Annotated in this window: 13 protein-coding genes; 2 read left to right on the top strand and 11 right to left on the bottom strand. The window is 43.6% G+C overall.

What is annotated here, in order from left to right; all coding sequences use genetic code 11:
* The first annotated feature begins 140 nt into the window (after positions 1–140).
* Together A0O21_RS01270 and A0O21_RS01265 are read left to right on the top strand one after the other, a co-directional pair.
* Positions 141–917 (top strand): DeoR/GlpR family DNA-binding transcription regulator, encoded by a 777-nt coding sequence (locus A0O21_RS01270; protein ID WP_067060279.1) that lies wholly within the window; start codon positions 141–143, stop codon positions 915–917.
* A 474-nt stretch (positions 918–1,391) separates the two neighbouring features.
* Positions 1,392–2,795 carry a glutamate decarboxylase gene (locus A0O21_RS01265; RefSeq protein ID WP_067060278.1) on the top strand — a complete coding sequence of 468 codons (1,404 nt, stop codon included), beginning with the start codon at positions 1,392–1,394 and terminating at the stop codon, positions 2,793–2,795.
* A 160-nt stretch (positions 2,796–2,955) separates the two neighbouring features.
* On the opposite strand, the gene A0O21_RS01260 is transcribed toward A0O21_RS01265, so the two are convergent.
* From A0O21_RS01260 to A0O21_RS01210, 11 genes are all read right to left on the bottom strand, one after another.
* Positions 2,956–3,159: a heavy-metal-associated domain-containing protein gene (locus A0O21_RS01260; RefSeq protein ID WP_067060276.1), complete on the bottom strand. Its 204-nt coding sequence runs from the start codon at positions 3,157–3,159 to the stop codon at positions 2,956–2,958.
* A 43-nt stretch (positions 3,160–3,202) separates the two neighbouring features.
* Complete coding sequence (locus tag A0O21_RS01255) at positions 3,203–5,431, bottom strand: heavy metal translocating P-type ATPase (RefSeq protein WP_067060274.1); 2,229 nt, start codon at positions 5,429–5,431, stop codon at positions 3,203–3,205.
* On the bottom strand, positions 5,431–5,865 hold the full coding sequence (locus A0O21_RS01250; protein WP_067060272.1) for a CopY/TcrY family copper transport repressor: 435 nt from the start codon (positions 5,863–5,865) through the stop codon (positions 5,431–5,433). Before A0O21_RS01250 ends, A0O21_RS01255 begins: the two co-directional genes overlap by 1 nt.
* A gap of 254 nt (positions 5,866–6,119) precedes the next feature.
* The gene (gene rbfA / locus A0O21_RS01245; RefSeq protein ID WP_067060270.1) at positions 6,120–6,473 is read right to left on the bottom strand and encodes a 30S ribosome-binding factor RbfA; all 354 of its coding nucleotides are present in this window, start codon (positions 6,471–6,473) and stop codon (positions 6,120–6,122) included.
* Positions 6,474–6,893: 420 nt separating this feature from the next.
* Positions 6,894–9,719, bottom strand: a complete 2,826-nt coding sequence (gene infB, locus A0O21_RS01240) for a translation initiation factor IF-2 (protein WP_067060268.1) — start codon at positions 9,717–9,719, stop codon at positions 6,894–6,896.
* A 19-nt stretch (positions 9,720–9,738) separates the two neighbouring features.
* The gene (locus A0O21_RS01235; RefSeq protein ID WP_067060266.1) at positions 9,739–10,041 is read right to left on the bottom strand and encodes a YlxQ-related RNA-binding protein; all 303 of its coding nucleotides are present in this window, start codon (positions 10,039–10,041) and stop codon (positions 9,739–9,741) included.
* On the bottom strand, positions 10,034–10,330 hold the full coding sequence (rnpM, locus tag A0O21_RS01230) for an RNase P modulator RnpM (RefSeq protein WP_067060264.1): 297 nt from the start codon (positions 10,328–10,330) through the stop codon (positions 10,034–10,036). Before rnpM ends, A0O21_RS01235 begins: the two co-directional genes overlap by 8 nt.
* A 21-nt stretch (positions 10,331–10,351) precedes the next feature.
* Positions 10,352–11,521: a transcription termination factor NusA gene (gene nusA / locus A0O21_RS01225; RefSeq protein ID WP_067060262.1), complete on the bottom strand. Its 1,170-nt coding sequence runs from the start codon at positions 11,519–11,521 to the stop codon at positions 10,352–10,354.
* 63 nt (positions 11,522–11,584) lie between these two features.
* Complete coding sequence (rimP, locus tag A0O21_RS01220) at positions 11,585–12,058, bottom strand: ribosome maturation factor RimP (RefSeq protein ID WP_067060260.1); 474 nt, start codon at positions 12,056–12,058, stop codon at positions 11,585–11,587.
* A gap of 211 nt (positions 12,059–12,269) precedes the next feature.
* Positions 12,270–13,175, bottom strand: coding sequence for a hypothetical protein (locus A0O21_RS01215; protein WP_067060258.1), 906 nt, complete (start codon positions 13,173–13,175; stop codon positions 12,270–12,272).
* Positions 13,176–13,273: 98 nt separating this feature from the next.
* Positions 13,274–14,173 (bottom strand): hypothetical protein, encoded by a 900-nt coding sequence (locus tag A0O21_RS01210; RefSeq protein ID WP_067060256.1) that lies wholly within the window; start codon positions 14,171–14,173, stop codon positions 13,274–13,276.
* Positions 14,174–14,175 lie beyond the last annotated feature (2 nt).

Raw genomic sequence — 14,175 nt, 5'->3', positions numbered from 1 at the left:
AACTTATTATTTGGTTTTCGTTTAGGATCAGTCAAACCATATCGTGTTCTTTTTTTGTTTATTTTTGTTTATATAGCTTGAAAAATTAATAAAATTGTGCTATATTGAATAGATAATCAGAAATGAAATTAGGTAAAATAATGTTAAAAAGAGAAAGGCTGCAGCGTATCGTTGATAAGGTCAACCAAAAAGGAGTTGTCACTGTTAATGATATTATCCAAGAGCTCGGAGTTTCTGATATGACTGTCAGAAGGGATCTGGATGAGCTGGAAAAGAAAGGGCTGCTCAGCCGAATACATGGGGGCGCTCAGAGTATTTCTTTCCTGCAGAAACAAGAAAAATCTAATAGGGAAAAGCTGACTGTTCAGACTAAAGAAAAGCAGGAGATTGCTAAATCGGCGGCAAGTCTCATTAGCGATGGCGAAACTATTTTTATCGGTCCGGGAACAACTCTGGAATTTCTTGCTAAGGAGCTGAGCAGCAGAAATATCCGTATTGTCACTAACAGCCTTCCGGTTTTTAATATCTTATCCAAAAGTACAACTGTCGATTTGCTTCTGATTGGCGGTGAATACCGTTCTATTACTGGAGCTTTCACAGGTTCGCTGACTAAGAGCAATGTCGCCTCTCTGAAATTTGCCAAGGCTTTTATCAGCTGTAATGGGATTTATAACAATGATATTGCAACTTACAGCGAAGCAGAAGGCAATATTCAAAAACTAGCCTTCGATAACTCTATAGAAAAATTTCTTTTAATGGACAGTCAAAAATTCGACACCTATGATTTCTGTGTGTTTTATCAACTGACTGATATCACAGCCCTAATCACTGATTCATCGGTGCGCAAAGAAGATTTGGCAAAATACAGCCAGCTGACGCATATTCTAAAACCATCCCCACAATCCAAGGAAGCCTAATCTTATTCTCTCAGACATCAAAATCACGGTTCTATACAGGAACCGTGATTTTTTTCAAAACAATTTAACAATCTCTTTTATTCGATTTGTAGTATAATAAAAGTGTAAACCTTTTCATTCTTATTTAATGACAATGAGCACGCCCTATACACTGCGGAAAAAAGATATGGCTAAGTTGAGAATTGATTTCAAGTTAGCTAGCCGTAGACGTCTGAAGGCTTTGTCGTCCTGCGGCCGACCGCACCCTTCTAGTCGTCTTGGCAGAGGTGCGTCTGCGAAATCAGAGATTTCGGACTTACCGTCATTTTTGCTTTGCTCTTTAACGGGCTTTGTATCTTGTTAATTGAACACGCCCTAAGAGCTGTGCAAAAAAGACAGCCCTCCCTTGAGTCTTTAATGACTCATCGGTCAGACTCCTATTTTTGCTTTGCTCTTTAACGGGCTTTGTATCTTATATAAGGAGGCGGATATCTAATGGCACTCTACGGTAAACATAATCAGGAAAAACATGATGTCCTCAGTCCCATCTTTGGATCTGTCAGTGAGGATCACGATTTACCAAAATATAAGCTCAACCAAACGCCTGTTGAGCCGAGAATCGCTTATCAGGTTATCAAGGATCAGCTGCTTGATGAAGGGAATGCTCGTCTGAATTTGGCTACTTTTTGCCAGACCTATATGGAACCTGAAGCGATACAGCTGATGAGCGAGACGCTGGAAAAAAATGCTATTGATAAATCAGAATATCCGCGTACAGCAGAAATTGAAAACCGCTGTGTCAATATGATGGCTGATTTATGGCACGCTCAGCCCGAAGAAGAATTTTTGGGCACATCAACTGTCGGTTCTTCTGAAGCTTGTATGCTGGGTGGATTGGCTATGAAATTTGCCTGGCGTAAACGGGCCGAAAGTCTCGGTCTGGACACCAGTGCTCAAAAGCCAAACTTAGTTATTTCAACCGGCTATCAAGTCTGTTGGGAGAAATTTTGCACCTACTGGGACATTGAACTGCGGACTGTTCCTATGGATAAGGAACACCAGTCACTAAATATGGAAACGGTCATGGACTATGTTGACCCTTACACAATTGGTATTGTCGGCATTATGGGTATCACCTATACAGGCCGTTATGACAATATTAAGCAGCTCAATGACCTGGTGGAAGCCTATAACAGCCACACAGATTTTAAGGTTTATATCCATGTTGATGCGGCGTCCGGCGGTTTTTATGCGCCTTTTATGGAACCGGAAATCGCTTGGGATTTTCGCCTAAAAAATGTCATCTCTATTAACACTTCCGGTCATAAATACGGACTTGTTTATCCGGGAATCGGCTGGATTCTTTGGCGTGATAAAGCTTTTCTGCCGGAAGAATTAATCTTTAGGGTGAGTTATTTGGGAGGAGAAATCCCGACAATGGCCATTAATTTTTCCCGCAGTGCCTCACAAATCATCGGCCAGTATTATAATTTTATTCGTTACGGCTATGACGGCTACCGCGCAATTCATCAACGGACCCACGACGTCGCTCTCTACCTGGCAAAAGAAATAAAGGCCTTAGATTGTTTCGAGATGGTTAATGATGGGGCGCACCTGCCTATTATCTGCTACAAACAAAAAGATGCTAAACAGCAGGAATGGACACTTTATGATTTGGCCGACCGTCTGGCTATGAAGGGTTGGCAAGTTCCGGCTTATCCTTTACCTGCTGATTTGGACCAAACTGAAGTACAGCGTCTGGTTGTGCGTGCTGACTTTGGTATGGGCATGGCGCATGACTATATAGAAGATATGAAGGCAGCTATAGCAGATCTCGACCGAGCCCATATCCTTTTCCATGAGAAAAAAGAAATCAAAAACTACGGCTTCACACACTAAACAAGATACAAAGGCCGTTAGATAGGCACAAAAAAAGCCAAGTCTCGTTGAGACTTAGCTTTTTTTACTTCTTTCATTATTTAAGTGTTAAAATAAGCGCAGCCAGACCATTATATCCACAGTTCAAATTTTCCTAGCCTATTTTTTATTTCCTGAGCTTCTAGATTTCTTTACCTAAGGCATAATGGCTGCCTTTAAGTGCTTTTTTCAAAGAAAATTTAAAGGGATGGCCCGTAACAGTGGCTTGTTTTTTCTCCAAATCGACATGAACATCCGTTACGCCTCGGACTGAACTCAGTTTTTCTGCTACCGTCTGAGCACAGCCTTGACATTTCATACCTGTAATTTCATAAGTTTTTTCCATAGAAACCTCTTTTCCTGCATAAATTAATAGATCAATCCCTTGTTTAAACCATTCGTTTCAAACGCAGAGCATTTAAGACAACTGAAACTGAGCTAAAACCCATTGCCAGTCCTGCAATCATCGGATTGAGCAGAGGACCGCCGAACAGATAAAGCACTCCCATAGCGACCGGAATAGCAAGGATATTGTAGATAAAAGCCCAAAACAGGTTTTCTTTAATAACCTTTATTGTCAGCCGGCTAATGGTCAGGCTTTTAAAAACGTCTGAAAGTTCGGGGCGCATTAAGATGATATCTGCTGATTCAATGGCAATATCTGTTCCTGAACCAAGAGCCAACCCGATATCGGCCTTGGCAAGAGCCGGAGCATCGTTAATCCCGTCGCCGACCATAGCAACCAGCCGGCCTTGGTTTTGCAGGTCTTCAATAGCCTGCGCTTTTTGGTCAGGAAGAACCTCACTGATTGTCTCTTTGATTCCTACCTGCTTAGCAATAGCCTGGGCAGTTCTTTGATTGTCCCCTGTCAGCATGATAACAGAAAATCCAGCTTTTTGCAGATCGGCAACTGTCTGCCGGCTGTCTGCTTTAACCAAATCAGCAACTGTCATCAGACCTACAAGCTCTTTACTGCGGGCCAGATAAATCGGTGTCTCCCCATTCTCAGTTGCCGCAGCAGCTGTCTGTGCTGCCGCTGTTATATCAATGCCCTGCTCTTGCATAAGCCGTTGATTCCCGACATAGACAGTCTCCCCATTAATCTCTGCCTGCAGCCCCAGTCCGGTTAAGGCAGTGAAGTCAGTGACAGGCAGCAAAGCGATATCTTCTGCTTCAGCTTTGGCAACAATGGCCTGACTTAAGGGGTGTTCGGATAATTTTTCAACCGAAGCCGCCAGCTGCAGTAAATCGTGTTCACTGATTGCATAAGCAGTCAGTCCAGCGACTTCTGGTTTCCCTTGTGTTACTGTCCCTGTTTTATCAAAAACAATCGTGTCTGCCTGATGGAATTTCTCAAGAATATCTCCTCGTTTATAGAGAATCCCGTTTTCAGCTGCCCAGCCTGTTCCTACCATAATAGCGGTCGGCGTAGCCAGACCCAAGGCACAGGGACAGGCAATCACAAGCACGGCAACAGCAGTCTGCATAGCAAAGACAAAACTCTGCCCCATTATAAAATACCAAAACAGTCCGGTTAATAAAGCCAAACCGATAACTATCGGCACAAAAACTCCTGATACTTGATCGGCTATCTTAGCAATCGGAGCTTTTGTCTGCTGGGCATCTTCAACTAAGCTGATAATCTGTGCCAAAAGAGTATCATTACCGATTTTTTCAGCTTCTATAGTCAAAACTCCCTGCCCATTAATGGTAGCTCCATAAACCAAATCATCCGCCTGTTTTTCGGCAGGAATACTTTCACCTGTCAGCATTGATTCATCAACAGAGGAGTGGCCGGCAACCACTCGGCCGTCTACAGGAATTTTTTCTCCGGGTTTGACAAGCAGGGTATCAGAGAGAACTACTTCTTCAACAGGCAGCATCAGTTCTTGTCCGTCTCGGATTACTCTGGCTTCTTTAGCAGACAAAGTCAGTAAGCGTTCGATTGCTTCTGAGGTGCGGCCTTTTGAGCGGTTCTCAAAATATTTCCCCAAGGTAATCAAAGTCAGAATAACGGCTACAGATTCAAAATAAAGGTCATGCACATAATGGCTGTGCCCCCAGAAAATATGATAGAGCCCGTAGAGGCTGTAAGCAAAAGCGGCAGCTGTTGCCAGAGCGACTAAGGAATCCATATTGGGATGTCTCTGCCAGAGGGCGCGAAAGCCATTGCGATAAAAACGGCGGCCCAAATACATGACTGGCAGTGTCAGAAAAAGCTGCAGCAAAGCAAAAACTAAGGGCTGGCTGTTCGGTCTGATGACTTCAGGGAGCCATAAGCCCATCATACTTCCCATGGAAATATAAAGGAGCAGCAGACTAAAAACAGCTGACAGCAAAAATTGCTGCCACATTTTTTGACTGGTTTCTTCCTGCCTTTCTGCCTGACTTTTAGCCTCGGCCGGATTATATAAGCTGGCAGCGTAGCCACTGGCAGCTACTGTCTTTTCAATATCTGCCGGAGACGTTTTTTGAGAGTCGTAAGTTACCTTCATTTTCTCCGTTGCTAAATTGACAGCAGCAGTATCAACAGCAGCCATTTTTTGAACAGCATTTTCAACAGTTGAAGCACAGCTTGCACAAGTCATACCATCAATAAGAAAAATATCTTCTTGCATTAGAAAACCTCCATATTTTCTTTACAGCGGCATTGACCAGGTATACAATTGCAGTGAATCTCCGCGGCTGCATGCTTTTTTTTGTGAGTCAGCACATTTTGCAAATGCTCAATATCCGTCAAAGTTAAAGAGCTGGTATGCAAAAGATGCTCCAGTAAAGCAGGATGCTGACGCTGACAAAACTTATTCAAAAGGTCATCAGTCTGCCTATCCATGCTGGATTTTTCATCAATCTTCGCTGAATAAATAAACCGTTTCCCCTTTTTTTCTGCCTGCAGGCATCCCTTAGCCACAAGACGTTTGAGCAGGGTTTTGACAGTAGAAGGGCTCCACTGCATTTTCTGCTTTAAAATTTCTAAAATTTCACCACTTGTTGTCTGTCCTTTAGCCCAAACCACACGCATAACTTCCCATTCTGCATTGGCAATTATCATAGAAAATCAACCTCATTCGTCTATGTTTGTCACCATTATAAGATGTTTGACGACAGTTGTCAACTAAAATGCTTATTAAAAACAGCTGGCAGCATGTCCTCAACCATATCAAAAGAGTATATAAAAATAAGAAAAAAGGGGCAGCCCCTTTTTTCTTATTTTAACTGTCAGAATCATAGAGATAAAAGGCAGACAAATGACGCTCCGCATCGCAACTGCAAGTTTTTTACAAAGAAGCAGAGTTTGGCCGGCCTTTATTTCTTATTTTCTAAATCGCGCAGCATTTGGTCAATTTTATTGCCATAAGCAATTGACTCGTCTTTGATAAACTGCAGGTCAGGTATCTTATACATCGTCAAATAATGGCCGAGTTCACGCTTAATTGTTCCAGTCGCTTTTTCCAGCCCTATCTGAGCTTTTTGCTGCTCAGACGCCAAATCACTCATAACTGTATAATAAACCTTGGCAAGGGATAGATCACCAAGCATCTGAACATCAGTTATCGTTACCCCTTTGACACGCGGATCACGCACTTTCTTTTGCAAAATATCATTGACCTCACGCTTAATCTCCATACCTACACGATCAACACGAAACGAATGTCCCATAACTCCCCTTCTACACAAGATACAAAGCCCGTTTAAAGAGCAAAGCAAAAATAGGAGCCTGACCGATGAGTCACTAAAGACTCAAGGGAGGGCTGTCTTTTTTGCACAGCTCTTAGGGCGTGTTCGATTAACAAGATACAAAGCCCGTTTAAAAATCCGTATGAAAATAGGGGATGGCAAGTGATGCCTAAGCATCACACTGGCAGCCATCTTTTTCACTAGGATTTTAGGGCGGGTTCAATTAACAAGATACAAAGGCCGTTAAGAAATCCGAATGAAAATAGGGGATGGCAAGTGATGCTTGCATCATGCTGACAGCCATCTTTTTCACTAGGATTTTAGGCCGTGTTCAATTAACAAGATACAAAGCCCGCTGTTTTCATTTGTCTATAGCCGATTCACTGAAGTTTTGCAGGTGCTTTAACGAGCAATCTCTTCCATAATATAGGCTTCAATGTTGTCATCAATCTTTAGATCGTTGTAATTTTCAATCATCAGTCCGCCTTCCTGTGCATTGCCGACTTCCTTGACATCATCTTTATAGTGTTTTAAACTGGCCAATTTCCCATCAAAGACAACAACACCGTCACGGATAACACGAACATTTGAATCGCGGGTCACTTTGCCGCTGAGAACCATGAAGCCGCCGATTGTTCCCATTTTAGAAACTTTAAAGGTCTCACGAATAACAGCTTCTCCGATAATTTTTTCTTCATATTCCGGATCAAGCATGCCTTTCATGGCATCTTCAACTTCTTCAATCACCTTATAAATAATCGAATGAAGGCGAATTTCAACCTCATCTGCTTCGGCTTGCTGGCGGGCTTGCGGTGTCGGACGGACATTAAAACCGATAATGACTGCATTGCTGGCTTCAGCCAAGGTAACATCTGATTCATTAATAGCGCCGACAGCAGAGTGCACGACATTGACCTTGACGCCTTCAACATCTATCTTAAGCAAAGAAGCTGCCAATGCTTCGACAGAGCCTTGAACATCTGCTTTGATAATCACATTAACTGACTTCACTTCACCGGCTTTAAGAGTGTCAAACAGATTTTCAAGGCTGACCCGATGAGTAGTCTGCCGCTGCTTAAGAAGAGCACGCTTAGCACGTTCTTCACCAGCCGCCCGGGCTGCTTTTTCATCTTCATAGACGGCAAAATGATCTCCGGCCATAGGTGCCTCATTCAGTCCTGTAATGGATACTGGTGTTGAAGGAGGCGCTGCTTTCACACGGCGGCCCAAGTCATTAGTCATCGCGCGGACACGGCCGAAAGTGTTCCCGACGACAATCGGATCCTGCACATTTAAGGTTCCCTGCTGAACAAGAAGAGTGGCGATTGCCCCTTTCCCTTTATCAAGGCGGGCCTCAATAACAGTTCCGATAGCCCGAACTGTTGGATCAGCTTTAAGCTCTTGGATTTCAGCGACTAGGAGGACTGTTTCCAGCAGTTCGTCGATATTTTTGCCAAATTTAGCAGAGATTTCAACAAACTCTGAGTCTCCTCCCCAGGCTGTAGAAACAACACCATATTCTGCCAGCTCGCCGATGACCCGTTCAGGATTAGCGTCCGGTTTATCAATCTTATTTATAGCCACGATGATCGGGACATCAGCCGCTTTAGAATGGTTGATGGCTTCAATTGTTTGCGGCATCACACCGTCATCAGCAGCTACAATCAAAATAGTGATATCTGTTACTGAAGCACCGCGAGCCCGCATGCTGGTAAACGCAGCATGTCCAGGTGTATCAAGGAAAGTAATTCTTTTACCGTCTGTCTCAATTTGATAAGCACCAATATGCTGAGTAATTCCTCCAGCTTCTCCTGTGACGACACGAGAGTTGCGCAGTGTGTCCAGCAGCGTTGTCTTCCCGTGGTCGACATGTCCCATGATTGTGACAACAGGGGCACGCTCAACCATCTCTTCAGGATTAAGATAATCCTCATCAACAAAGAAGCGGTCAATATCAGCTGTATCTACCTGTACTTTGGCCTTGGCTTCGATACCATAATCAACCATCAGCAGCTCAATTGTATCAGCATCAAGCGATTGATTTTGTGTTGCCATGACTCCCATCATAAACAGTTTTTTGACGATTTCAGCCGGTTCACGCTTTATGCGCTTAGCAATTTCTGCGACAGTCATGCCTGCAGTGTACTCAAATTCTTTTGGCAGTTCATGAAACTTACGCTCAGTAACAGGTTTAGGTGCCTGACTATTGCGGTTATTCCGGCCTTTTTTGTTCTTTTTGGTATTATTCCAGTTGCTATTTCTTTGATTTCTCACGCGGTTTTGATTATTCCAGTTTTTCTTATTTTTTGCTTGTTTTGGACCATCTTCATTTTCATGAGTAAAGTCACGACTTTTTTCAGGACGGGCTTGCTTTTTACGGCGGCTGTCCTGTGCCTTCGGAACAGCGTCTGCTAAAGGAGGAGCTGCTTGAAGTTCCGGAGCTGCCGAGAGAGCTGCCTGCTCCTCAAGCTGCTGCTGGGCTGCTTCTTGAGCTTTTATTTGAGCTTGTCTTGCAGCTTCCTGTTCACGCACAGCTCTGGCTTTTGCCTCCTGTGCTTCACGGAAACGTGTCTCGCTTTGACGAGAATATTCGGCGTTCTGCTCTGCTTTTAAAGCAGCTGCACGCGCTTTAAAATCAATCCGCCCCTTCCCCTTAGCCGGCTGAGCTGTCTGCTGATTGGGCTGTGCTGTGCGGTCATAACGGCGGTCGTTATTGCGGCGGTTATTAGAATGATAGCGCTGATCACGGTTTCTATTTTGCCTGTCATTATCAGACCGACGGCCGTCTTTTTGATAAGACCCTTTGCGGTCTTTTCTTTGCTGCTGCTCTGCCTGGCGGCGTTGGGCTTCGGCCTTGGCCCTTGCTTCACGCTCTGCTTTAAAGTTGCGGCTTTTTGGACGGTTGAGCGGCGGTTTGGAAGCTGATGGTTCAGTGTTCTGAACAGCTTTAGGCGCAGGTGCCGTTTTTTGCGGCTGCTCTTTTGGATGCGGCTCCGGATCTGCAGCTTTAGGAGCTGGCTGCGTCTGTTCTTTGCTCGGTTCTTGTTTCGATACGGCTCCTTCCTTTGCTGCAGCGGTAAAGCTTGCAATAATGCGGCCTGCATCTTCTTCTTCAACACTAGAAGCATGGCTTTTTACGGCAAAACCAAGCGACTGCGCCCGTTCGACAACTTCCTTACTGCTTTTTCCGATTTCTTTTGCAATTTCGTGCAATCTTTTCTTTGACAATTTGTGTCCTCCTATTCATCTATCCCATAAGAGTCCTCATTTTCTTTGAAAATCCAGCATCTGCAATAGCCAGCACTTTTCGGGGCTTACCTAGTGCAGCACTTAATTCCAGCGTAGAAAACGCTGTGGAGACTTCTACATTGTAATAGTTGCTTTTATCTTTTATCTTTTTACTTAGATTAGGACTGGCATCACTAGCCAGAAAGATAAGTTTAGCTTGTCCGGTCTGAATCGCTTTGACAGTCAGTTCCTCACCCGAAATGACACGGCCTGCGCGATAAGCAAGACCGATAAGCTGTGAGATTTTTTCTGAATTATTCAAGGCCCAGCTCTTTTCTTTTCACTTTATGTTCAACATAAGCAATCAAGTCGTCATAAAAACTTTCCGGTACTGTCATAGCGAAAGTACGGTCAAAAACCTTTTTTTTCTTGGCAGTCAATGCTTCGGTATTATCCAGTTTAATATAAGCGCCGCGGCCGTTTTGTTTGCCGGTCGGATCAATAAAAATGTCACCTTCCTTATTTTTGACGATTCTAAGAAGATCGCGCTTATCGATAACTTCACCTGAGACGACTGATTTTCTTAAAGGAATCTTTCTTGTTTTTGGCATTTAAAAACTCTTTTTCTGTTTTTATTCCGTTCCGTCAAGAACAGGTTCTGACGGTTCACTTTCAGCATTTTTAGCTTCTGCAGCCAGGAATTCTTCTCTCTGAGCTTCCATTTCATCATACTCACTTGCCGACTTGATATCGATGCGATAGCCGGTCAGATGAGCCGCTAAGCGGACATTCTGTCCGCGCCGGCCAATAGCCAGAGACAATTTGCTGTCCGGCACAACAACGGTCGCCCGTTTAGGATCCTCATCATCAAAAAGCACCATATCAACTTCTGCAGGAGCAATAGCATTGTAGATGAACTCTGCCGGATCATCAACCCACTGGATGACATCAATGTTTTCTTCCATCGGCAAAGCTGCACCTGTTTTAGGATCAATCCGCTTAGGATGAAATTTGCTGGTTACTTTTTTAATATTGCTGCCGCCGCGGCCGACTATGGTCCCGATTGCATCAACATTGGGATTGTGGCTGCGTACCGCAATCTTTGTCCGATCACCGGCTTCCCGGGAAACGCTCATTATCTCGACTGTTCCGTCAAACACCTCGGGAATTTCCTGCTCCATAATCCGTTTGATAAACTGAGGATGGCTGCGGCTGACAAAAACATTGACCCCTTTAGGGTTGTTTTCAACTTTATAAACATAAACTTCAATACGGTCGTGCGATTTAAAGGTTTCTCCCGGAATCTGGTCCTGATGGGACAGCTGAGCCTCCAAAGTTCCTAAATTCACGTAAATAAAGCGCTGATCGAAACGCTCAACCGTTCCTGTCATGATTTCACCTTCACGTTCTTTGTATTCATTAAAGGTGACTTCCCGCATCTGACGCCGCATTTTTTCCATAATGGTCTGTTTAGCCGACTGTGCTGCCACACGGCCAAATTCTGCCACTGATTCAGCAAAACGAATCTTATCGCCTATTTCATAGGCAGAACTGATGGCCAAAGCATCTTCAAGACTGATTTCCAGTCGACTGTCAAAAACTTCTTCAACTACCTCACGGACAGTATAAACCTGAAAATCGCCTGTTTTTTCATCAAATTCGACCACACAGGACTCAGCCTGACCATAGCGGCGCTTATAGGCAGATTTTAAAGATTCTTCAACCGCTTCGATAATGTCTTTTTTGTCAATATGTTTTTCTTCTTCCAAAATACGGAAGGCTTCTAACATCTCTTTGCTCATAATTCTATCACTCTTTTTTTCTGTTCTTTTAGCTAGCGTAACAGGAAAAAGCACAATCCTTTCTTAAAATTTAACTGCCAGACGGGCTTTAGCAACCGTCTGATAAGGGATATCCACTGTTTTTTCTTGCCCTTTGTCCATAAACATAAGCGTTAGCACTTGTCCGTCAAAAGCCAGCAAATCGCCTTCAAAATGCTTCACCTTATCGATGGGCTTATACAGGCTGACATTGATATAGCTTCCAACAGCCTCAGCTAAACTGGCGGCGGTTTTCAAAGGACGCTCCAAACCCGGACTGGAAACTTCCAGCAAATACCGTTCAGGAAAGGGATCAGGCTCGATGGTATCCAGCAGAGGGCTGATGATATCTGTCAGCTCTGCTGTATCATCTACAGTAATACCACCAGGTTTATCTACTAAAATACTTAATATATAATCGCCCCCCTTTTTTTCATATTCAACATCAACCAATACAAATGGATCTTCAATTACAGGGGCAATCCGTTCGGTAACACGTTCAACAATATGGTTTGCGATAAGGCTTCCTCCTTTTATATTAACAGTCCTTCTTCTGACACAGATAAGAGGCGAAGTCCTTACTTCGCCCCCTTTCTCTTTTAATATTTAATGACAGTATAACACAGACAAGCAAAGAATGCAAGAAAATAGAAAGATTTTATAAACAAAAAGGTAGAGCACGGATCTTGCTGAACCTTTTCAAATGCCAAATGTTATTCCAAACGACAAGTTAACTCTTGTCGCTGCCTGCTGCTTTCTTCTGACGTCTCTCCTCTCTCCGCTTTTTCTTACGCCCATTGCGATACCACTCCTCATCTGGTATCTCCAAGTAAGACTGATATTCCCGACTGTATTTGACCAAGTAATAACTCTGAAACAGAAAGAAATCCGTAATGAACCAAAACCCATAACCAAAAACAACAAAGGCAAGGAGCTGAACCAGACCTAAGGGGTAACTGTACCAATGGCGATTCAAATCTGTCTCCAACCCCTGAAAAACACTGCCGCTCAGAAGCAAAAGAAAGAGACTGATCGCACCGACTATAAGCAAAAGCCTCTTAGCTGAAAGCAGCGGCTCGTACTCTTCACTATATAAGACCGCCTTAGTCCTCCGCCAGCCTTGATAGAGAATCACCACCATTAAGACAAGACCGACTGTAACCTGAAGCAAAAGCCCCGCCGTCCCATAACGGTCGAAAGCTATGGCACTGGATAAGTAAGTGGTTATAATCAAAGTGCAGTAAATCAATCCTGCTAAAAATGGCAAACCAATCAAACGTTGTTTTGCCAAATCAGACCGAGGAAAAAGAGCTGTAAAGAAAAAGATGAGGAATATTATACTGAGAGCTACAGCATTGGGGAGAAGAAACACCTGCCCAAGGGCTCCCATCAGACGACCAGAGGCTGGGGATAGATAACGGATAGTTTCCGGATGCTCGCCAATGCCCAATGGCATCCCAAACAACAGCCCCGCCATGCCTAAAATCATTATAGATCCTGCCACAAAAAAAGTGAAAAGCCGATTGAGCAGTGACCAGTTCATGGAATTGTTCTCTTTAAGATTTCCGATTAGAACGTCAGGTTTAATGATTCTCTTGCTTTCCTCAAAGCTGGCTTTAAAGATGGACTTCTTCATCTAGCAGATCACTCCTTCCTAAAAACCAAAGGCTGAGGTCACATTATTCCAACCCTGAGACAGGGACTATTTAAAGCAGGATAATTGAGTTTAGACAATCATGAGCTCCGGCTGTTCTTTTTTGCTGCTTTCTCCCGTCTCCTTAACTCACGTTTACTATACCACTCCTTATCAGAAATCTTCAGATAAACCTTATACTCCTCCGGATACTTCCAGATATAATAAGCCTGATAAATAAACTGATTCACCAACAAACGCCAAGCATAGCCAACAATAATCAAAGCAGGCAACAATAGAAGCCCCAAAAGATAGCTGTACCACATCTCATTTAAATCACTAGCCAGCCCTTTAAACACTGTCCCGCTCAAGACCAAAAGCACTGCACTGACCGCTAACACCGTATAACCCATAAGTTTCACAAGCCCCCCCAGCCAACGCGGTTCATTATACAAGCGCCTTCTGGCATCGCGATAGCCCTGATAGAGAATGGCTATGATAAACCCTAAACCAGCTACCAGCTGAAGCAGAAAGCCTGAAAACCCAAAGCGGTTAAAAGCAAAAGCACTGAGAAAATAAAACAAAGCGATGACAGCACAGGTAAGAAAAGGAAAGTAGAAAGAAAAGTAAAAATAAGACTGAACCTTCAAATTCTTTTTAGGCAAATAGAATAGAGTCATAACGATAAAAAAGGACACATAGAATAAAAGGGCTGCCGGTCGTAAGAAAAGATAAACCTGATACATAAAGTGAACCGCTTCAAACAGTGAGTGCCCCCGGTCAACATCGGTAAAAAGGGACGGTGGCATGGCAAATAACAAACCATACAAAACAAGACCAAAAGCAAAATAGCCTATAATCACAAGCGTGAAGAGCCTGTTAAAAATACCCATATGAACAGGATTATTATTTCTGGTCATTCCAGCCGTTAGGACAAACTTCCCTTGGGTCACCAGGCCTTGGCTTTCCTCAAAGCTGGCTTTAAAGATGGACTTCTTCATCT

The sequence above is a fragment of the Streptococcus pantholopis genome, from assembly GCF_001642085.1.
Classification (GTDB): domain Bacteria; phylum Bacillota; class Bacilli; order Lactobacillales; family Streptococcaceae; genus Streptococcus; species Streptococcus pantholopis.
Note: the sequence above shows the minus strand (reverse complement) of the source record. Positions and strands in the feature narration are given on the sequence as shown.